Here is a 21,833-nt window from a genome sequence, read left to right as displayed (position 1 = left end):
TAGTGAGCCTAAGTCAACGATGACTAACGCCTAAAAACGTATTTAATTCGCCTTAAGAGAACGCTAAATACACGCTAAAATTTCATCGCATCACCATAAAATAGAGGGAATAGTGATTCCGTCACCGATGCTGCAAATATCGTGAAAAACGTTTCTCTGAGTGTGTACCAATTTTCAGCGATAAAAATAATATCGTTATTTCAAACGATCACGTTTCTTATTGCAACCTTTTACAGGTAAGCCTGCGCTATGAGCGAAACACATTTATCTACAAAAAAGTTTGCCGACTTCCCGTTACATAAAGAAGTTCAACAAGCACTTAACGAAGTTGGTTTTGAGTTTTGTACGCCGATCCAAGCGTTATCATTGCCGATTTTATTAGCGAAAAAAGATATCGCCGGACAAGCACAAACGGGTACGGGTAAGACATTAGCTTTTTTAGTCGCGACATTTAACCACCTGTTGACTGAAGCTGCTCCAACCGAGCGTAAAATCAATCAGCCACGGGCCATTATCATGGCGCCAACACGTGAGCTGGCTATTCAGATTGCTAAAGATGCTAATCTACTAGCTAAGCATACCGGCCTTAAAGTCGGTATTGTTTATGGTGGCGAAGGCTATGAAGCACAACGAAAAGTGCTTGATAAAGGTATCGATATCTTGATTGGCACTACAGGTCGGATCATCGATTACGTTCGCCAAGGTGTTATTGATGTGAGTGCGATTCAAGCGGTAGTGCTTGATGAAGCGGATCGTATGTTTGATTTAGGCTTCATTAAAGACATTCGTTTCTTGTTTAGACGCATGCCTGATGCTAAATCACGTTTGAATATGCTGTTCTCTGCAACGCTTTCAATGAAAGTGCAAGAGTTGGCATATGATCACATGAACGAACCTGAAAAAGTTGAAATCGCGCCGAATGAGAAAACCTCTAAGAATATTAAAGAGGAGATCTTCTATCCATCGATGGAAGAGAAGATGCCGTTGCTATTGTCTTTGCTCGAAGAAGATTGGCCAGAAAAAGCAATTGTTTTCTCAAATACCAAACATAGCTGTGAAAAAGTATGGTCATGGCTTGAGGGAGATGGACATCGAGTTGGCTTGCTAACAGGTGATGTACCACAAAAGAAGCGTTTACGTATTCTTGAGCAATTTACCAGTGGTGACATCGACGTTTTAGTGGCAACGGATGTTGCAGCTCGTGGATTACACATTGCTGACGTATCTCATGTATACAACTATGACCTACCCGATGACTGCGAAGATTATGTACACCGCATCGGTCGTACAGGTCGAGCGGGTCAAAAAGGAGTGTCGGTTAGCTTTGCTTGTGAAGAGTATGCGCTGAACTTACCTGCTATTGAGAGTTATATCCAACACTCAATTCCGGTGACATCCTACGACAGTGAAGCTTTGCTTGATGATATCCCTGCGCCAAAACGTATCCATCGCAAGCCAAGCAGTCACAGCCGCAATTCTCGCGATCGTAGTGGCTCTCGCCCACAAGGCGGCCATCGTGGTAATGCACCACGTCGTCACGACAAGACACGTAGACATTCGTAACAGAGATACGGCGTAAATGACCTCTCCTAGCTATGCAGCCATTACGTTAGGCTCAAATAGTTTTAATATGATGGTGGCTAAAACCGTTAGCCACCATCCTAAAATTGTTGCCAAATACAAGCGTAAGGTGCGTTTGGCTGAAGGGATAGAGGCTGATGGGTCGCTGAACCCGTCAGCAATGACGCGAGGTATTGATTGCCTCGCTATGTTCTCTGAGATGCTCATTAAAGAGGGCGTATCTGCAGATAATGTAGAGATCATCGCTACCGCTACCTTGAGAAAAATTAGCAATGCCGATGATTTCTGTCAGCAAGCTCTCACCGTATTACCTCACCCAATTAGGATTATTTCCGGTATTGAAGAAGCGCAACTTATCTATCAAGGCATGGCGGCAACCACTGAAGGTTCAGGACGACGCTTAGTGATTGATATTGGTGGTGCGAGTACCGAGTTTATTATTGGTGACGGTGATAACATTCTTCTTAAAACTAGTCTTGCGATGGGGTGTGTTACCTTCAACAATCGCTTCTTTAATCAATTTCCTTTTCAGGCTCTCGACTTTGACCAAGTTAAGAATAGCGTCAAAGCAGCGTTAGGGGATTACCAGAAACAACTAACATATCTTGGTTGGCACAGTGTTGTCGGAGCCTCTGGCAGTGTGCAATCGGTTGTTGAACTGCTTAATGCTCGTGGTCTATCAGCGGTTATTAGCCTAGATGTTTTACATACACTTAAGCACGAAATTCTTACTCAGGAATCAGCGTCAATGCTTGCCATCGCTGGAATAAAACCTGAGAGAGCACCCACCTTTGCAGCTGGCGTAGCAATACTGCTAGCACTATTTGAACTGCTTAATATTGAAAAGTTACACCTTTCTGGTGGCGCACTACGTGAAGGCGTTTTGCATCAACTTGCCCAGCGAATTCGTTAATCCTTCCAAGGTGTTATATGGCAAGGGTTATTGCTCTTTAGTATAGAGTAAACGCAGTCCTTATAACTTTATATTGTATATTATTTCAATTTAATCTTTATGCAGTTGATACATTTTTAGCTGTTATAGCGCCTTTTTTACGTAATTTATCCTGACTTTTTACTCATAATTCCTTGGAAATAAGCTCAATTCTCTTTTTATTGCCACATTTAAAACAACTCTAAAATCACGAAAATAAAATAGATTGTATACATTATGTAGTCAATGTTAATGTGTTGTTGCGCTTCCCTGGCTGGCTCTGTCGTTGTTCAACGGCACTCAAAATAATAAAGGGAATTTGCATAATAACTATAGGAATAAAGGGAAATCAGGTTATGAACGGAAGTAGCGCTGCAAAGCGATTTATACCAAGAAAAACACTTGCCGCAATCGCGGTAAGCTCTGTATTAATAATGGCTGCTCCTGCAGCTATGGCGGCGGATACAAGCATTGTTAAAGGTCATGTTATCAACGCTACTGGTGCCGACTTGTCGAACGCAACCATTACTCTTAAGCATAAAGCTAAAGGTCTAGTGTTTACAGTTGAAACAAACGCTAATGGTGATTACTTATTGCGTAACGTTCCTGTTGGTGATTACGACATTACAATCAGCAAAGATGGGTTTGTCCAAAACCAAGAAACTGGCATTCGAGTAAGTATTGGCCAGTCAGTTATTTTAGATGGTCAGTTAACTGAAACTGGCGCTGACGACGTAGAACGTATTTCCGTGACCGGTAGTATGATCCGTCGTGTAGATACCGCATCTTCGACCTCCGGTTTAACTTTTAGTCAAGATGAACTGCAAACTATGCCTGTAAATACGGGCTTTGAAAGTATTGCATTGCTTGCTCCTGGTACTGCTGCTCCAGGTGGTTCTAATTTTAAAGGTGCATCAAGCTTTGGTGGTTCATCAGCAGCTGAAAACGGCTACTACTTCAATGGTTTGAACGTTACAAGTATTCGAACAGGACTTGGTTCTATTCGTCTACCTTGGGAAGCTATTTCACAGACGCAAGTTAAAACAGGCGGCGTAAGCCCTGAATTTGGCGGTGCGTTAGGTGGTATTGTAAATGCCGTTTCAAAGTCAGGTGAAAATGAATTTAAATTTGGTGCTGAAGCGCGATGGGATCCTGCCGCACTAAGGTCATCTCACGATAATATTTATCAGTCCAGTGGTGAAATTGACACTAACACTCAGCAAGATAGTTATGACTTTAAAGAGCTTCAATTGTGGGCAAGTGGCGCGATAATTGAGGACTCATTATTCTTCTATGGTTTATTTGCCCCAAGACGTGAAGACCAAGATTGGGCTGGACAAACAACGAAAACAAATCGTGAACGTGAAGAAGACCGTTGGTTTGCTAAGCTAGATTGGTACATGGCTGAAGATCATTCAATTGGTTTCTCTGCCATGAACAACAAACGTACTTGGACAAAAAAAGTATATAACTATGATTGGGAAACTAATGAAGTAGGTACGCAGAAAGGTGTTGATGCTCCGGGTGAAGATGGCGGTAAGGTTTATAGCTTTAACTACAATGGTTACTTTGGTGAAAATTTTTCTGTTTCAGCTGTTTTAGGTCGCGTTCAGGAAGATGTTGAAAATGTCGTCGCATCTACAGACCCTGGAGTATGGGACGACCGTAATGGCAGTGTAACTCTAAGTGATCATAGTAACTCTTCTATTTCGGAAGAGCATTATCAACGTGACCAAGCTCGAATTGATTTTAACTGGGATCTAGAAAACCACGCGATTCAATTTGGCATTGATTACACTAAAGTTAAAGTTGATTATATTTCGGCACAAAATGGTATTGGTGATGCACAAGGTTGGTGGTCTATTAAGACTGCGGGTGTAGACGATATTTCAGGGCAAGTGGCGGGGGAGGATTATATTCAACGCCGTGTTCGCGAACGCTTTACTGATTCAGATGTCACTTCAACAGCTTTCTATATCAATGATTCTTGGCAGGCAACTGATAACTTAGTTCTAAATTTGGGTTTACGTTATAGCGAATTTGAAAACACAGTTACAGATGGCCGCGCGTATGTGAAGATGGAAGATCAGTTCGCTCCGCGTGTTCAAGCTATCTACGATGTATTTGGTGATGGTGAAGCGAAAGTATTTGCGACTTATGGGCGTTATTTTCAACCTGTATCTGCAAACATGAATATTACACAGGGCTCATCTTCTATTGAGTGGTTTGAATACTCAGAGCTTGATCAAGTAGACTCAGATGGACATCCGGTGCTCACTGCTGATGGTTCTCCTAGTCGTGGGGCAATGCTGAGAGATCGTCGTTACCGTCAAAAAGGCATTACTGAGCCAGGTTTAATCGCTTCATCATCTCTTAAATCGATGTACTCTGATGAGTTCACGTTAGGCTACCAGCAAGAAGTATTTGAAACTATGACTGCGGGCGTACGTGGTATCTACCGTGACCTAGGTCGTAGCGTTGAAGATACTGATGTTGGGCCAGTTTTAGGTAAAAAACTAAAAGAGTTAGGTATTGATGATAATGTAGGGCAGGGTTCTTATTATGTCCTACTGAATCCAGGTGAAGATGTTGGTATCTCCTATGATTTTGATGGTGATGGCACTGTTGATAATGTAAATTTAACTGCAGAAGAGATGGCACTTCCTGAAGCTGAACGTAAGTATGTAGCGATGGAGTTCACCTTAGATGGCGCTGTGACTGACGACTTACGTATTAACTCGTCATACACCTGGTCACACAGTTACGGTAATACCGAAGGTTTAGTTAAAACTGATAATAACCAGGCAGATCCGGGTTGGACTACCTCGTATGATTATGGCGATTTGATGGACCATTCAAATGGCGACCTTCCAAATGATCATACACATGCTTTCAAAGTGAGTGGTGCGTATAACATTACTGAAGATTTGATATTTGGTTTTGTTACTCGTGTGACTTCTGGTCGTCCTCAAAGCTACTTTTCACAGCATCCAACAGGTGTGGATAGTTGTGCGACGGGTAACCCATGGGATGATTGTATAAGCCGTTACTACGACCAGGCGTCTCACTATGATGAGAATGGTAATCCTGCTCCACGCGGTACCGCTGGCACTTTACCTTGGGTTACTAACATCGATTTATCATTGACTTACATGACTGATATTTTTGATGGTGACTTCTTAATCAAAGGCACTGTGTATAACGTACTGGATTCAGATTCTGCAACTAACGTCAATGAAGAAAGAGCCCGTTATGCAGATACTCCGTCAGGCATAGAACTGAACCCTGATTACGGTATGGTGACAGGCCGTCAAGAAGAGCGTTTCTTCTCTGTGGTCGCACGCTACGAGTTCTAAACCTACATTCAAATATCGAGTTTAGGTTCGATCAAAAAAGGCCGCATTAGCGGCCTTTTTTATATTACTTCATTAGATTTTAAGATGCTTTCAAAATAGCCGCTAAATCTTTCTCTAAGGTCACTTCAGGTCTTTCAATAATACGACCAATCTCGCTGTTGTCTTGTTCAACGATAATGGTTGGAATACGGCTGAACTCATAGTTCTTCGCCAATCCTTGTGGATCTAGTTTGGCTCTGTCTACACCAATAAATTTAACCGTAATGTTTGGGTTATTAACTTGCTCCATGATACGGATGAATCGTGGTGTTTCACGGTGACAATCTGGACACCAAGTGCCAATAATAACCGTTATTTCGGTTGGCTCTGTGATAGTTTTAAGCTGTGCAATCGTTGCTTGATCAGCTTTGTATTCGCTATATTCTTGGCTGAACCAATCAAGTACATTCAGTTGTTCATTGCTAACTAATCCGGTTAAGATCACTTCTTGTTTCTCCTCACTGCAAGTGGCCATAAAGCCTTCTTGCTCACCTTCTTCGAATCCGCAACCACTATTAGCCATACTTTGGCTACTAAAAAATAAAACTGTGGTGGCAAGTAATGCTTTAACGTTATTGTGCATGATTATACCTTTCGCGAGAAGAAATGAATTCTGCTTTATTCAATCATGTCTTAACTAAGGGGTGAAGCGCGGAAATGCGGCAGTGTTAGGGGGATCACTGGCTATTTATCTAATTAGTGCAGTGCTTCACACATTAACGGCGGTAAAATCGCTATTTAACGAATTAATTTAACCTTTTTACGCAATTGTGGATCACAATTAATCAGTATAGAAACATTCAAGTTCTAGTGTTTCAAGTGGGTTGATAGCATGCTTGAAGCACAGCTTTGTACTGACAGGGACTGTTTGGGCTGAAATAAAAAAAGCCACTGAATCAGTGGCTTTTTGTATCTTGTTAGGTATTACTTATCTTCTTTAAGCCACTGTGCTGCTCGTTTGGCAAAATAGGTCAAAATGCCATCTGCTCCAGCGCGTTTAAAGCAAAGCAACGACTCCATGACAATGGCTTTTTCAGCTAACCAACCATTTTGAATTGCGGCCATGTGCATCGCGTATTCACCACTTACTTGGTAAGCAAAAGTCGGTACGGCAAGCTCGGTTTTAACGCGGTGGACAATATCAAGATACGGCATACCTGGTTTAACCATCACCATATCAGCGCCTTCTTGAATATCGAGTGCCACTTCGTGCAATGCTTCGTCGCTGTTTGCAGGATCCATTTGGTAGCTATGTTTATTGCCACCTTTAAGGTTCCCCGCAGAGCCTACAGCATCACGGAAAGGGCCGTAGTAGTTTGACGAATATTTGGCTGAGTAAGCCATGATTTGAGTATTCACATGGCCGGCTGCTTCTAGCGCTTCTCGAATAGCACCAATACGTCCATCCATCATATCAGACGGAGCAACAATATCTGCGCCAGCTTCTGCATGGCTAAGTGCTTGCTTAACCAAAATCTCAGTGGTGATATCATTCATGATATAACCGGTTTCATCAATGATGCCGTCTTGCCCATGAGTGGTAAATGGGTCGAGGGCTACATCGGTCATCACGCCTAGATCTGGAAAGGCTTCTTTTAGTGCACGAACAGCACGTTGAGCTAATGCATCTGCATTATATGCCTCTTCTGCCATCAAGGTTTTCTTTTCTGAAGGCGTCACAGGGAAGAGTGCAATCAATGGGATCCCAAGCTCTACTAACTCGGCAGCTTCTTTAAGAAGGAGATCGATAGAAAGGCGTTCAACACCTGGCATAGATGCAACTTGCTCGGTACGATTGTTACCTTCAAGCACAAACATTGGGTAAATTAAGTCATTTACAGTGAGCTGGTTTTCAGACATGAGACGACGGCTAAACTCATGTTTACGCATACGGCGCATTCTACGCTGTGGGTAGGCACTGGTAATAATATTCACATTCGGCTCCAAACTTATGGTGATGTCAATCTTGCTTAAGGCTTAATCTAGCTGAGAGCTTATATGCACTCAATACTTTATCGGCTCTGGAGTTAACTCTGTTCAGGCGTGTATAGCATGACCCTATTACGACCTTCATTCTTTGCGCGATAAAGTGCTTTATCAGCCAGCTCCAATAGCAAGGTTGTATGTTGTTCAGATGAGACGATTTCGACGCTCACTCCAATACTAACCGTTAGTGGGATGGTAACATCGCCCCAACTAATCGGTAACTCAAAAATAGCTTTCCTTATTGACTCAGCAACTTGCAAGGCGCCTTCTTGATTCGTGTTCGGTAATATAATAGCAAACTCTTCACCGCCAAAACGTGATACCAGATCGGTTGGTCGTTTTAATTTTTGCTTTAGTTCATCAGCAATGACTCTTAAAGCTTGATCGCCAGCAAGGTGACCATAGGTGTCATTTATCGATTTAAAGTGGTCGATATCTAACATGAGTATTGCCATTGGTGTTTGCTGGCGCCGACTAATGCGACCTTCAGCAAGAATTCGTTTATCAAAGGAATTTCTATTTTTAACACCAGTTAGGCTATCGATAGTGGTTTGTTCGGTTAATTTTTGGTTGGCCTCATTGAGTTCTCTTAAAGCAATCTCTAGCTCTAAAGTTCGCTCTTGCACCATCTGACCAAGCTGCTCACTACTTCTAGCTTCTATACGTAGTGCCTCTTCTCGGGTCTGCTTTATATTTTCGGCTTGCAGCAAGGCTTCTTTTTGGATTTGCATTTTAGCGAGACGCTCATCGTTATAACGAATAGCGAGTAGCGCAGCCATAAATACAATTTCGAAACTAAGGCCGAGCATAAATGGGGTGTCAGCTTGTATTTTGAGCTCTATATAGCCCAAATACATCAAGCCGGATATAAGCACACCTAACATCATACCTGCCCAGCCAATAGCAAAAAGCTTGGCAAGCTTATAGCCACGAAGGCCTTGTTGCAGTGAGATATACATTAATAATAAGCAGGTGAACATGACTGCACATACATCGATTTTTAGCGCTAAGTCATAGTCGAGAAATAATCCTACAAACAACAGTAAAACTGAAATTGCAGCACCGGCTCGGCAAACCCTTAGCATAGTGCGGCTATGATATTTAAGCTGCATTACCTTTTCCGAAAACAGATAGGCAAATGCCATCGATATGCATAATAGCATTGGTAAAATAAAGGTTTGAACCACAGGCCAATTTGGCCAAATAAAACGAAAGGCGATGCCGTGCAAGGTTGCCACAAACAAAGTCAAAGAGAGCACGTAACCTGCGTAATAAGTATAACTAAATGAGTGCGAGGTAAGGGCGATGAATAAACTGAAAATACCAATGGCCATGAGCACACCAATCTGAAAGCCATAGAGCAATGAATTTTGTTCTGAATTTTGATAATAGGCGTTATTTGACCACAGTGTCATCGGAATGCTTGCGGAACCTGTAGTGGTTATTTTGATGTAAAATGTATGAAAATCATCATTCTTACTGCTAAAAGGATATGAAAAATCATTACTGATTATGGGACGCTGAGAGAAAGGAATGCTGTCGCCCATGATGACTTTATTGACTAATCTGTGCCGGTTAAAGTGATATAACTCAATGAGATCTAGATGTGAGTTAGCGATTGAAATAATTTTGTTGCTGGTAAACGCCCCATTGCTATATAAGCTAAATTTCACCCAAAACTGCTTGTCACCTAACCCGCGAATGATATCTGGAGAAAGTTTGTCCCAATCCGTAGAAGACAAGCGGCTTACTTGACTTATATCGCTGCTTTGGCTCGTCGATGTGATGTAAACCCAGTCAGTTAACGGAAGCTTATCCGCAGTATTAATGTCGATTGTTAATGCATTTTCAGCATTTACAACACTTGAATATATTAGGAACAGAATGAAAGTCGCGCGAGTAATTAGTGACATTAATAGGGTAACCCAAAAAATGAGCGGCTATTTCGATAGGTTTGCTGCGCAAAATCATCAAAAGGTTGCTGCCGAAGGTTAGCCACATACTCCGCGATATAAGGTAAGTATTTAGGCTCATTTTTACTTGATTTAGGCTTGGGCCGCATACTTCTAGGTAGTAAATAGGGACTATCGGTTTCAATTAAAATACGGTTATCAGGGATCAGTGGTACTAGCTCTGCAAGCTCTTGTCCTCGACGCTCATCGCATACCCACCCCGTAATACCTAGATGTAGGTCTTGCTCTAAATAAGCCGCTAAACTTTCGCGGTTTCCGGTAAAGCAATGCAGCAGGGCAGCGGGTAACTGTGAGCGATATTCTTTCACTATCGCCAGAAAGTCTTCATGGGCATCACGCTCATGCATTAATACCGGAAGCTGCAGTTCTACGGCTAATTCAAGCTGCTCAGCAAAAGCTTGTCTCTGTTTAGGTCTGGGTGAGAAGTCACGATTATAATCCAAGCCACATTCGCCAATGGCAACCACACATTGAGCTAAGCTTAGTTGTTTAATTTGATGGCTGCTTTGTGGTGTCCATTCACTGGCGTGGTGAGGGTGAACACCAACGGTGCTATATAACTGGTTGGGGTGCATGTTGCACAATTCTATCGCTTGGGCACTTTCTTCTGTGTGACTTCCTATCACTATCATTGAGGTGACACCGACTTCGTTGGCATCGTCTACAACGCATTGAATTTTTTTCTCTAAAGCGCTGCCAATTAGATTGACAGCTATGTCCATAAACTGTGGCATTACTTGAGACGTTTAACACGAATAGTGGTATTGCGATCTTCCATACCTAGAGTGAAAGAGCCTAGAGCTGCTTTTTTTATAAAGATCTGTTGTTCAGGTTTCAACTTAAAGCGCCGCGAGTCAGTTTGCTTCCAGACTTGACCATTTTTAAACTCAATCTTTAATGCGCCATATGCGTCTTTTTTTATTTTGCTTACAGTTAGATAAATAGTATCTACAGTTTGCTCTTCTTTGCTTTTTTCTAAATTACCAAACTCTTCGACAGCGCTCTTTTGCGTGTTGGCTGTAGTGGTTACAATCGCTGTAGAAGATGCGACAGCAACAGTTTCAGTTGTAGGAGCTGGATTGTTAGAACTTTGAGCTGGCAATGAATTTGCGATGTTGTCATAACAAATAAGGCGATCCAGCTTATCTTGTACTGTCGCGCATTTGGATAGCTGAGATTCAACTGAGGCATGTGCAAAGGTTGATAACAAAATTGAGGCTGTTGTTATCAGTAAAAGCTGGGGCTTAATCATTAAAAATGTCCTTTTATTATTAAGGGTTGTAGCTCTTATCTTAGCGTTACGAGCTTTTTATTTAGGTAGCTATGCATTATCGCTCAAGCTTTGCCCTAAAAGCATTGAATTCGAACAAAAACTAAGCTCGAAAGACCAACAGACCTTAGAAACAGGTTAGATGAAGATTTTATATCAATTCCTTCATAGATGTAATCAATTCAGTATCTGCTTCTAATGTGTTTCGATATGAGTAATAGCAATCACTTTGGAATGACTTATACCAATTGCATTAAAAGTTTGACCATTCAGCGGGAATTCAAAACGCTGTAGGCAAGTATTGGGGCTTGAGCTAATAGTTATTCTCGGCTCTGGCATCCTGCTTCGCTCTCGATAATTGCTCCTGCATTATTCTACCTTCGACCATCCTTGGTCTCGTACCTCCTAAATCTGACCGCCAAGGAGGGCCGGAATGTCTTATTTTGTATGGAACAAAATAGACCATTTAGTCGTATATCCAAATCCCATAGCGAAGCATATAGCGTTTTGCCAATTTTGTTTAACCTCAGCCGCACTACGTGAGCCCTTCAGTCTTTCCACTTCTGCTTTGCATTGGCTTAAAAGGGAATAATCATTTCTTTACCAATGCGCTTTGAATTGAAAAGGCTGAGGGGCTCTGAACTGGTCAAATACTTAATGCAATTGGTATTAATAGAGAGTTAAAAATGGGGACTTCTTCTGATTGGGGGAATCGCTGAGGTGCACTGAATTACAAACAAGGCATAACGCTAAAAACAAAAAAGGTATTGCTTCATCTATGATGAACGACAATACCTTTTATCACATCTTTCGATCTATATCTTTTGGCTACTTACTGCTTTCACTCTCTTCAGTGCTATCGTCTTCGTCCTCTTCGGACTCACCTTTACTGTAAAAGCGTGCTGCGATTAAGCCACCTTCAAATAACACTAGCATTGGAATAGCGAGCATTGTTTGCGAAATAATATCCGGCGGAGTTAATAACATGCCGACGATAAATGCGCCAACCACAATGTAAGGGCGTTTCTTCTTAAGCTCTTCCGGTGTAGTCACACCAGCCCAGCATAAAAGCACTACGGCAACAGGTATTTCAAAGGCTAAACCAAATGCGAAAAACAGTTTTAGAATAAAGCTCAAATAACTGCTGATATCGGTCGCAACTTCAACGCCATCAGGCGCCACACTAGTGAAGAAGCCGAATACAACAGGAAATACGACGTAATAAGCAAATGCGATACCGAGGTAAAACAGTAATGTACTACTTGCAAGCAGTGGTACAACTAAGCGCTTTTCATGCTTATAAAGTCCTGGAGCAACAAACGACCATATTTGAAACAGCACATAGGGAATAGCAATAAAGAATGCCAACACTAAGGTTAGTTTGAATGGTGCAAAAAACGGCGCGGCAACATCCGTTGCAATCATACTGCTCGATTCGGGCAGAGCTTGCATCAATGGAATGGCCATATAATGGTAAATATCATTGGCCCAATAGACCAAACAGATAAACACCAAGAGAACACTACCAATTGCTCGAAGCAGCTTATTACGCAGTTCAAGCAAATGGCTTATTAACGGCTGTTGTTGTGACATGGACTACCCGTTAGGTTTGTCTGACTTTGCGTTCTCTGTCGAAGCTGTCTCGGTAGTCGGGGTCTCTTTGGCGGGTGTTTCTTTTGCCGAAGGAGCATCTTCTACTTGATAAGGACGATTAACAGATTCCGCTGCTTGTTTAAGTTGATCGATTGAATCCTGTAACTCAGGCGCAAGGTTTTTAAGGCCTTGGTTTTCCGCTTTTTTCAAATCAGTATGCAACTGCTCGATTTTAAGCTCTTGCTCTAATTCGTCTTTCACTGAGTTAGCCATCTTCTTCATGGCGCGGATCCAGCCTGAAATTGAGCGCACGGCGACAGGAAGTCTTTCAGGGCCAAGTACTACTAGCCCCAAAACTCCAATCAACAGCAACTCCATAAAGCCGATACCGTCGAACATAGTCGATTACGCCTGTTCTTTGTCCTTAGATTCAGCCTTTTTTTCGGCTGTGTCAGTGCTCTCAGCTGTTTTTTCAGCTGCACTGTCTTCTAGAGCTTTCTTCTCTTCTTCAGAAGACATGGCGTTCTTGAAGCCTTTAACTGCCCCACCTAAATCACCACCTAGAGAGCGTAACTTCTTAGTTCCAAACAATAATACTACAATCAATGCAATAATAAGAAGTTGCCAAATACTAATGCCACCCATGTACGAATCCTCTTAATTTAGATACTGGTTCTATTATGAACCTTTGGTTATTTAGGTCTAGCTAAAATTTGCGATTCTTTGGCCTAGATCGCCATCCGAGCACCCATAAAATGAGGCCAGTGCCGATGCTGCCGTAAGAAGCCCATAGTGTAGCGTCTTGATTTAACAAAATAGTGCCACAGATCACTAAAATAGCGGATGTGATCAAAAGATAGTTACTTTTATGGGCTTTTTGCTGATGTTTTAGATACCGATCGAGCAATTTGTTATGGGTTTTAGCCAAATTACGGCCCATTTTCAAATTGTCGTAGATAAGTTCTGGTAACTCTGGCAGCTGATCCGCCCAATAGGGAAGCTGCTGCTTAATTTTCCCTGCCATGGCTTTAGGGCCAACTTGCTCAGCCATCCAATCTTCTAAGAAAGGTTTAGCGGTTTGCCATAAATCTAACTGGGGGTAGAGCTGACGGCCTAGGCCTTCAATGTAAAGTAAGGTTTTCTCAAGGAGTACTAACTGTGGTTGTACTACCATATCGAATCGACGTGCAGTTCTAAATAGTTCTAACAGTACGTGACCGAATGATATTTCATCCAGAGGCTTGTTAAACATAGGTTCGCAAACGACTTTAACTGCTTGTTCAAAGGCGCTGATATCAGTATCAGCAGAGACCCAGCCCGACTCAATATAGAGCTGGGCAATACGGCGGTAATCGCGGTTAAAGAAAGCAAGAAAGTTTTCGGCTAAGTAGCGCTTATCTTCATCGGTAAGCGTACCCATAATGCCACAGTCTAAACCAATGTAGAAAGGGTCGTTAGGGTGCTCGCGGCTAACAAAGATATTGCCTGGATGCATATCTGCATGGAAAAAGTTATCGCGAAATACTTGAGTGAAAAACAGTTCGACGCCACGCTCTGCGAGTAGTTTTAAGTTCGTGCCTTGAGCTTCTAGTGCAGCTTTATCTGAAACCGGCACGCCGTCGATACGCTCCATGACGATGAGTCGAGTAAAACAGAGCTCTTCATACATGAATGGAATATAAAGCGCGTTAGAATCAAGGAAATTATTGCGCAGCTTTATCGCATTCAGCGCCTCGAGTTTGAGGTTTAACTCGCCCTCAATCGTAGTTCGGTAATCTTCAACGACTTCAGCTGGACGCAGGCGGTTATTAGCGCCAAGTAAGCTTTCTAGAAAGTTGGCAGCTTGCGACATAAGCTGAATGTCAGCATGCACTTTTTGCTCAACGTCAGGGCGCAATACCTTGAGTACCACTTTGGCGCCGTTAGATTTGAGTGTTGCTGTATGCACTTGTGAAATAGATGCTGACGCGAGTGGAGTATCTTCGAAATCATCGAAATAAGTTTCGATTGGAGCATTGAGCTCCTGCTCTATTGATGCGCGAGCAATTGCGGAGTCAAAAGGAGGCACTCTGTCTTGTAACATCGCCAACTCTTCCGCCCACTCGTCGCTGAGCAGATCGCGGCGAGTTGACAGCATTTGGCCAAACTTAATGTAAACAGGCCCAAGCTCTTGCATAGCAAGCTTTAAGCGCTCGCCACCGACTTTATCTTTATGTTTATTTCTAAGCCAAAACAGGCAGCCTCTTAACAACTTAAAATACCAAGGCGTTACCTTTGAAGGGATTAAATCATCGAGACCATAGTGAAGCGTGGTGCGGATGACTTGATAAGCGCGCTTGATACTTTTAACTGTCATTGTTTAGCTTTAGCCCTATTTAGTAGTTGCTCTATCCGTGAGCCCAAAGCATCTACGTCTAGTGCGATATCCTCGATAGTATCACTTAAGTGAATATATTCGAGCTTATGCGGTGCTAGTCGATACTCTTCGGTGGTTAATTGACCCAAATGAGAGCGAGTCTTTTGAAATACTTGGCAGATATCATGTTTAGCTTGCTTTAAGCCTTGGCTAACAAAGTGAGTTGGAGCATCGCCTATATATTGAGAAAGCGGTTCTGCTAGGTCTAACTCGACACTTTGCATGTAGTGGCTAAATGACTGCAGTAAACTCAGGTCACCTTCAAGGCTAAGCTTGTCTTGCTTAATAAGCTCAGTGAGGTTTGCCCCTTCTGTCAGTTGATATAGCGTCGTAATATCGGCATTTACTTTGGTGGTCACATCACCTTCATATTGGCTTAATACTTGGATCTGCTTAGCAAAGAGTAGGTAAAGAGGCCAACTTAGTTGAGTCAGTTGAATACAAAGCACTTTGCCGTGAAGACCACGCAGTGAGCTGTAGTCTTCAGGCGATTGAGCGATTAGCTTGTTTAAGCCAACCTCAATCGCCGCGCAAGTGAGTAGAGACATGTCACGAGACATAGTGAGTCCAATCAGAATTTATAACCTTTATGCAATGCCACGATACCGTCAGTCATATTGGTATAGTTTACTTGCTCAAAACCTGCGGTTTCCATCATCTGCTTCAAGGTCTCTTGATCGGGGTGCATACGGATAGATTCAGCAAGGTATTCGTAACTGTCAGCATCTTGGGTGATCAATGCGCCCATTTTTGGCATCACTTTAAAGCTGTAAAGATCATAAACCTTACGCATAATCTCATGCTTTGGCTTAGAGAACTCAAGGATCAGTAGTTTTCCACCTGGCTTTAATACTCTTAACATTGATGCAATTGCTGCATCTTTGTCAGTCACATTACGTAGGCCAAAAGCGATAGTGATAATATCAAAGTGGTTGTCTGGGAATGGCAGTGCTTCAGCATTTGCTTGCACATAGTTCACATTGCCAACAATACCTTTGTCACGCAGCTTCTCGCGGCCAACTTTAAGCATTGAATCGTTGATATCCGCTAAGGTCACTTGGCCTTTTTCACCGACAATGTGAGAAAATTTGGCAGTCAGATCGCCTGTGCCACCGGCTAAATCGAGTACCTTCATACCTGGACGTGCACCAGCACTTTCGATGGTGAAGCGTTTCCACATACGGTGGATACCAAAAGACATTACGTCATTCATTATGTCGTATTTAGCGGCAACAGAATGGAATACGCCAGCGACCATGTCGGCCTTTTGCTCAGCTTCAACGGTCTTGTAACCGAAGTGAGTGCTTTTTGGAGTTTCCTCTGACATCTATCTATTCCTATACGTTAACTGTTGAATTATGGCGATTGTAAGTCATCAAACCGAATTGCTGAATCTTTCATCTATCACTATGTGATGGATCTATCAATCAGCCACTGGATCTAGCGTAAATAAGCAAAGATGCAGGCAATCGTAAAATTGACTGCGCATTACACCATAATCACGACGAATGTTGAATCGTTATTATTCCAATTGTATTAAGTAATCAGTGTATGACGATCTGCTATTACTGTTCACTACAGAGCATTAATACGTCCGTGGATGTAGCTATAGATCAATTCGCTGATACTTTGTCCTGTTTCGCGGTAACCAGCCTCAACACCTGCAACGTGGCAGCTTGGTGCCGCTTCTGCTAAATGTAGGTATGCACAAGGGCAGTGCTTAGCGACATAGCTAACATAGAACAAGGCGTCGAGCAACGGCACTCCAGCCGCCGTCGAGGCGCTGCTCGGCATATTGGTGATAGCATCTAAATCTAGCTCTATGGCTACGGGTAACTGGCAGTTGTTAAGCTCTTTAGTGATGGATTTTAGTGCGGTATCTAAAGCGAGTTCTCGTCTCACCCAGATCTGCTGAAAAGTATGCCAATCACCACCAAAAGCCTTGAGCTGTTCTAAAGTTGCTTCACTATTTTTGAGTTCGTGAAGACCTAGCACATGATAAAGCCCTAAGGCGCCAGACGCAGCTGCGTAGCTAAATCCATTGCCACTATGACGACCTTCTCTTGGTCTAAAATCAGAGTGTGGGTCAAGGTTCACCGCTGCAATAGGGCGCTTATGACTGGCTTTCGCCGCCATGAGCAATCCATAAGCATTGTTGTGGCCGCCACCAATCACAATGGGCTCAAGTCCGGCTTGCATAACTTGAGATATTACTGCGATGACGCGTTTGTCTAACTGTTCCACATTCTGGCGAAGTTGCTCAGCGTTGCTACCATCAGGCAGCTGTAAGTCAGTGGTTTCTATCTGCCCTAACAGTAAACACTCACTGCCATCTAAGAAACGGTTGGATTGCATATTACAAAACTGCTGCATAGCGCTGTCAAAAGCATCGGACGACCCGCCGCGGCCCAAATTGGCGCGAGGGCCGATGTCTTCACCAATACCAATAATGGCGAAACGGCAAGCTGCAGCTTTAGCTTGAGTTAGCTCCGTCGCAAGATCATTACTTGCTGGAATACGTAAACGTTGACCTAGTTTAGTTTCGCCATCTCTTGGGCTGAGTAAGTTGGCTAACTTAGCGCTTGTGAAAGGGGAGATATACTGCATTTTATTATTCTTATGGTTTAAAGCCTGATGGACGGTAGTGTAATACCAATCGTTGTTGTTTGCCAAAATGGATACTGAATGGCTGGTCCCGTGCTTTCAACTGGGCTTATTGCGGCAACTGCGGTCATTAAAAAAGCCAGCGGCTTAGGCTGGCTTAATAGGCGGAGTAGAAAAGAGCAAAACTCTTTAACAACTCATAGTTAATCAATATCAAGTGGCTCTGGTGACAAAATAATACCGGTGTTATCGGCATAAACATGGTCACCAGGTAAGAAGGTCACGCCGCCAAAGTTGACTGGAATTTCAGGCTCGCCAACAGCATTGCCATCAGCGCCGACAGGAATAGAGGCTAAAGCTTGCACGCCAATGTCTAAATCTTCTAACGCATCAACATCGCGGACAGAACCGTAGATGATGATCCCTTCCCAGTTATTGTCGACTGCAACTTGAGCGATTGAAGAATCGAGCAAGGCACGGCGCAGTGAACCACCACCATCAACCAGTAGTACTTTACCTTCGCCATCTTCTTGAAGAGCATCGATGATAAGACCATTATCTTCGAAACACTTGATGGTGCTGATAGAGCCACCAAAAGAGTTACAACCACCGTAATTACTGAACATGGGTTCGACAACATCAACGACATCGATATAAGTGTCACAAAGTTCTGAGGTGTTGTATTCCATAAGAACGCTCCTGCTGGATAGGCGTAGCTCATCAATCTGAGCAAATAAGTAATTTAAACCAGTATATAAGGGATTCTTGAAAAGAAAAGTGTTATCAATCACGCAATTGTCTATAAAGGCAACGTTTGAGGTTGTTGTGGTAATATTTCAACACCTCGATTATTAAAACAGCAAAAACATGACTCAGGTCATTATATAACGTTTTTTTATTACCAATTTGGTTCAGTTTTGTTAGCATGCATGCAGATATATTAACTTAACTTAATTTTGAGTCGCTTTAGGGGCACGGATCCCCCAGTTAGCTTAGGGAAGGCAGAGGGCCTAAAAGGTGCCTTATGGAAGCTATTAATACTATTGAAATCATTGGTTACGCTGCGTCAGTGATGGTCGCAATTTCACTTATGATGAAAGACATCATCTGGTTGAGATGTTTAAACTTTACTGGTTGTTCACTGTTCGTTATTTACGGTGCATCAATCGAGGCTTGGCCTGTAGCGGGTATGAACGCTTTTGTGGCGTGTATCAATATCTACCACCTACTAAAGATCTACCGCAATCGCAATAATGCTGAACTTGCTGCTGATTAAACTAGTTTGAAATTATATACCCGTTCTACTTGAATATGCTCGTTTCAGAGGCATTGTGCCAGTTCAATTCTAGGCGCATTAATGTAGAAATGGTTATTCCCTTTTAAGTTAGTGCAACAACGAAGTGGGCTGGCACAAGGCCTTCTGCGATGGGTTTTAATGGGCTTTACTCGGTGTTATTGATTTTACTAAGGGAGCGACCATTAATGGCAATCAATGCCTTGATTAAAGCCCATTAAACTCCCACTGAATCCTGCATCTTCAGGTTGCACGGGTATACTAGCCTGATTGTCTGTCGATGATTGGGCTAGCAGATTGACTTCTCTTCGTGAAACCCTCTTTAATTTTCTTCTATGTCATAAAACTTTAGACTGTTTGTCACTCAGACGTCATGGACATTTCATAGCTTGCTATCAAACAATGTTTTGGGAGCTTGTAATGTTCGCCTCAATTTCTAGGTTAGACAAAAACGGCTATCAGTTTGTTGTACGCCTTGGCCAAGACAATGGCCTACAGCCATTAGCATTATCGTTATCCTCCTCGGGTAATGGTCCAGTTTATCTCTATGTTGCGCTACTATTTTTATTGTTAGACAGCAATGGCGAGTCTTTGCTTAACATGCTACTAGCAGCCTACTTGGTTGAACTGCCGCTGTACTTTATTCTTAAAAATCTCATCCGCAGACAACGACCTTGCCATGCTTTGGCTGACGGTGTTGCGCGTTTTGAACCCGCGGATAAATTCAGTCTGCCATCAGGTCATACTGCAGCTGCATTTGTGATGGCGAGCAGTATCTATCTACTCTACCCACAACTTTTCTATATGGCTGCTCTTTGGGCAATCGGTATTGGTTTGTCGCGCGTCATCCTTGGGGTTCACTACCCACTAGACATTGTCGCTGGAGCGGCACTCGGTGTGTTTTCTGTGGTACTGAGTCAGCAGCTATTTTAGGAGAGAGCATTGAAAATCCTTTATGGAGTACAAGGTACGGGCAATGGGCACTTAAGCCGCGCTAGAGTGATGGCCAAAGCGATGCAAAAACAGGGCGTTGATGTCGATTTTTTCTTTTCAGGCCGCTCTGCTGAACAGTTCTTTGATATGCAGTGTTTTGGTCAATACCGGGTGCAATCAGGGCTGACGTTCGCAACTCATAATGGTCGAGTCAATGTGGCGCAGACCGCAAAAATGAATGCATGGCTTGGATTTGTTAAGGATGTCAAAAATCTCGATTTAAGCAGTTATGACTTGGTACTTAACGATTACGAACCCGTTTCTGCTTGGGCGGCCAAGAATCAGGGGATACCTTCGATAGGAATCAGTCATCAAGCCGCGTTAAATTTTGCGGTTCCCAAAGCGGGTGATAGTTGGTTTAACGAAACCATGCTGAACTACTTTGCTCCGGTTGATATTGCACTGGGCTGCCATTGGCATCACTTTGGTTTTCCTATTTTACCACCGTTTGTTGAGGTAGATAAAATCGATAAGGTGCTGCCATCTCAAGTGCTGGTATATCTACCTTTCGAATCGCCGCAGTCGATCGTTGATTTTCTAATGCCATTTTCAGATTACACATTCTTGGTTTATCACGCTGGTCGAAGTCCGCAAACTTTACCTGCTCATATAAAGTGGCATGGCTTCGATAGAGAGGGATTTAAAGCAGCGATGGCCCGCTGCGGCGGCGTGATTGGTAATGCTGGTTTTGAGTTGGCGAGTGAGGCGTTGACGTTAGGTAAAAAGTTACTGATAAAACCTTTGCTTGGCCAGTTTGAACAGTTATCCAATGTTGCGGCGCTTGAACTACTTGGCGCTGCAGAGTGCATGAAGTTGAGTCTTGAGCCGCTAGTGTTACGCCGTTGGTTAAAAGCGCCTATGCCTGAACCTATTAGTTATCCTGAGGTTGGGGATGCACTGGTGAGCTGGATACTTAAAGGTGACTGGCGTGATCCAGAGGCTTTATGTCAGTCACTTTGGTCACAAGTTAATTTGCCATTAAGCTGGCAAAAAAAGAGTGGTTAAGCAGTAACTTTAAAAAAGGGATATTGGCAAGTGACTTGAGTATACTGGTTAAGTCTTTCGCCAAACGACTATCTCGACCAATATTATTATGCAGCTAAAACCACTTGAAAAAGGACGCTTTCACGCGTTATGGCAACAAGAACATGATGCCATCGAGCAGATCATGCGCGAGTGTATTACCGAAACAAAAACTGTTCCCGCTCAATATAAGCTAATGCAGCAGGGGCAGCAGGTGAACGACTTGTATTTGGTGCCCCATGGGCGGATCTCTATGGGCTACACAGCCAGAAACGGTCGCAGCTTTCAACTTGGTACTATGACCTGTGATTCTCAGCTTTTTGGTGAGATGGAGTTTTTTACCGACTACTTGTGCCAGCTGGATATTGTTGCTGAAGAGCCATTAGAGTTGACGGTTATCAATGGTGAGAAACTACAGCAAGCCTTACTGAAAACACCGCAGTTTGCGCTGTTTTTTGCTAGTGCTATTGCAATAGATTATCAAGATACCGTTGATATTTTTACCCGCAGAATGCTGTACCCCATCGCTTACAATATCGCTTACGATCTCTATCATCAGTATTTGAAAGACCAACCTGTTGAAGGGTTTACTAAGTGCTATTTAGAGGCTGAGCGTTTTGCTACGACCGATAGAGTTTATCGCCGAGCGGTTAAAAAACTAGAAGATATGCAACTAATTAAGCGTGATAAAGAGGGCTTGGTGATTTGCGATCTTGAAGGGTTGAAGGCTTTTATAGAATAATCCCCAAGCATAAACCTGGGGATTATCTTTAT

General features: G+C 42.9%; 20 protein-coding genes. 7 read left to right on the top strand and 13 right to left on the bottom strand.

Features of this window, described 5'->3' with window-relative positions; translation table 11 throughout:
• The first annotated feature begins 249 nt into the window (after positions 1-249).
• The 3 genes from rhlB (at position 250) to L2730_RS10625 (ending at position 5,868) form a co-directional block, all read left to right on the top strand.
• Positions 250-1,563 carry an ATP-dependent RNA helicase RhlB gene (rhlB, locus tag L2730_RS10635; RefSeq protein WP_020910648.1) on the top strand — a complete coding sequence of 438 codons (1,314 nt, stop codon included), beginning with the start codon at positions 250-252 and terminating at the stop codon, positions 1,561-1,563.
• Between the two features lie 16 nt (positions 1,564-1,579).
• Entirely contained in the window at positions 1,580-2,494 is a 915-nt protein-coding gene (locus tag L2730_RS10630; RefSeq protein ID WP_248974574.1) for a Ppx/GppA phosphatase family protein, read from the top strand.
• 374 nt (positions 2,495-2,868) lie between these two features.
• On the top strand, positions 2,869-5,868 hold the full coding sequence (locus L2730_RS10625) for a TonB-dependent receptor (protein WP_248974573.1): 3,000 nt from the start codon (positions 2,869-2,871) through the stop codon (positions 5,866-5,868).
• A 79-nt stretch (positions 5,869-5,947) separates the two neighbouring features.
• On the opposite strand, the gene L2730_RS10620 is transcribed toward L2730_RS10625, so the two are convergent.
• The 13 genes from L2730_RS10620 to rraA all read right to left on the bottom strand — a co-directional run bounded on the left by L2730_RS10620 (position 5,948) and on the right by rraA (position 18,438).
• Positions 5,948-6,490 carry a thioredoxin family protein gene (locus L2730_RS10620; protein ID WP_248974572.1) on the bottom strand — a complete coding sequence of 181 codons (543 nt, stop codon included), beginning with the start codon at positions 6,488-6,490 and terminating at the stop codon, positions 5,948-5,950.
• 341 nt (positions 6,491-6,831) lie between these two features.
• Positions 6,832-7,842 carry a porphobilinogen synthase gene (gene hemB, locus L2730_RS10615; protein WP_044555566.1) on the bottom strand — a complete coding sequence of 337 codons (1,011 nt, stop codon included), beginning with the start codon at positions 7,840-7,842 and terminating at the stop codon, positions 6,832-6,834.
• A 92-nt stretch (positions 7,843-7,934) separates the two neighbouring features.
• The gene (locus L2730_RS10610) at positions 7,935-9,806 is read right to left on the bottom strand and encodes a sensor domain-containing diguanylate cyclase (RefSeq protein WP_248974571.1); all 1,872 of its coding nucleotides are present in this window, start codon (positions 9,804-9,806) and stop codon (positions 7,935-7,937) included.
• Positions 9,806-10,600 carry a TatD family hydrolase gene (locus tag L2730_RS10605; protein WP_248974570.1) on the bottom strand — a complete coding sequence of 265 codons (795 nt, stop codon included), beginning with the start codon at positions 10,598-10,600 and terminating at the stop codon, positions 9,806-9,808. Before L2730_RS10605 ends, L2730_RS10610 begins: the two co-directional genes overlap by 1 nt.
• The gene (locus tag L2730_RS10600; protein ID WP_248974569.1) at positions 10,600-11,118 is read right to left on the bottom strand and encodes a hypothetical protein; all 519 of its coding nucleotides are present in this window, start codon (positions 11,116-11,118) and stop codon (positions 10,600-10,602) included. Before L2730_RS10600 ends, L2730_RS10605 begins: the two co-directional genes overlap by 1 nt.
• Before the next feature lie 846 nt (positions 11,119-11,964).
• The gene (gene tatC, locus L2730_RS10595; RefSeq protein WP_248974568.1) at positions 11,965-12,729 is read right to left on the bottom strand and encodes a twin-arginine translocase subunit TatC; all 765 of its coding nucleotides are present in this window, start codon (positions 12,727-12,729) and stop codon (positions 11,965-11,967) included.
• Between the two features lie 3 nt (positions 12,730-12,732).
• Positions 12,733-13,128: a Sec-independent protein translocase protein TatB gene (tatB, locus tag L2730_RS10590; protein WP_220736836.1), complete on the bottom strand. Its 396-nt coding sequence runs from the start codon at positions 13,126-13,128 to the stop codon at positions 12,733-12,735.
• Positions 13,129-13,134: 6 nt separating this feature from the next.
• The gene (tatA, locus tag L2730_RS10585) at positions 13,135-13,374 is read right to left on the bottom strand and encodes a Sec-independent protein translocase subunit TatA (protein WP_220736837.1); all 240 of its coding nucleotides are present in this window, start codon (positions 13,372-13,374) and stop codon (positions 13,135-13,137) included.
• 61 nt (positions 13,375-13,435) lie between these two features.
• A complete protein-coding gene (ubiB, locus tag L2730_RS10580) occupies positions 13,436-15,085 on the bottom strand; it encodes a ubiquinone biosynthesis regulatory protein kinase UbiB (protein ID WP_248974567.1) in 1,650 nt (549 codons plus the stop codon).
• Positions 15,082-15,705 (bottom strand): ubiquinone biosynthesis accessory factor UbiJ, encoded by a 624-nt coding sequence (locus tag L2730_RS10575; protein WP_248974566.1) that lies wholly within the window; start codon positions 15,703-15,705, stop codon positions 15,082-15,084. The genes ubiB and L2730_RS10575 overlap by 4 nt, the downstream gene beginning before the upstream one ends.
• 11 nt (positions 15,706-15,716) lie before the next feature.
• The gene (gene ubiE, locus L2730_RS10570; RefSeq protein WP_220736840.1) at positions 15,717-16,472 is read right to left on the bottom strand and encodes a bifunctional demethylmenaquinone methyltransferase/2-methoxy-6-polyprenyl-1,4-benzoquinol methylase UbiE; all 756 of its coding nucleotides are present in this window, start codon (positions 16,470-16,472) and stop codon (positions 15,717-15,719) included.
• Positions 16,473-16,720: 248 nt separating this feature from the next.
• Positions 16,721-17,752: a formimidoylglutamase gene (locus L2730_RS10565; protein WP_248974565.1), complete on the bottom strand. Its 1,032-nt coding sequence runs from the start codon at positions 17,750-17,752 to the stop codon at positions 16,721-16,723.
• A 200-nt stretch (positions 17,753-17,952) separates the two neighbouring features.
• A complete protein-coding gene (rraA, locus tag L2730_RS10560) occupies positions 17,953-18,438 on the bottom strand; it encodes a ribonuclease E activity regulator RraA (protein WP_020910666.1) in 486 nt (161 codons plus the stop codon).
• Between the two features lie 335 nt (positions 18,439-18,773).
• On the opposite strand from rraA, the gene L2730_RS10555 reads away from it, so the two are divergent.
• From L2730_RS10555 to L2730_RS10540, 4 genes are all read left to right on the top strand, one after another.
• Positions 18,774-19,025, top strand: a complete 252-nt coding sequence (locus L2730_RS10555; protein ID WP_020910667.1) for a YgjV family protein — start codon at positions 18,774-18,776, stop codon at positions 19,023-19,025.
• Positions 19,026-19,463: 438 nt separating this feature from the next.
• A complete protein-coding gene (locus L2730_RS10550; RefSeq protein WP_248974564.1) occupies positions 19,464-19,976 on the top strand; it encodes a phosphatase PAP2 family protein in 513 nt (170 codons plus the stop codon).
• 9 nt (positions 19,977-19,985) lie between these two features.
• Positions 19,986-21,041: an MJ1255/VC2487 family glycosyltransferase gene (locus tag L2730_RS10545; protein ID WP_248974563.1), complete on the top strand. Its 1,056-nt coding sequence runs from the start codon at positions 19,986-19,988 to the stop codon at positions 21,039-21,041.
• An 88-nt stretch (positions 21,042-21,129) separates the two neighbouring features.
• A complete protein-coding gene (locus L2730_RS10540; protein ID WP_248974562.1) occupies positions 21,130-21,801 on the top strand; it encodes a Crp/Fnr family transcriptional regulator in 672 nt (223 codons plus the stop codon).
• The last annotated feature ends 32 nt before the right edge of the window (positions 21,802-21,833 follow it).

Source organism: Shewanella kaireitica (assembly GCF_023284045.1).
GTDB classification, from domain to species: Bacteria; Pseudomonadota; Gammaproteobacteria; order Enterobacterales; family Shewanellaceae; genus Shewanella; species Shewanella kaireitica.
Note: the sequence above shows the minus strand (reverse complement) of the source record. Positions and strands in the feature narration are given on the sequence as shown.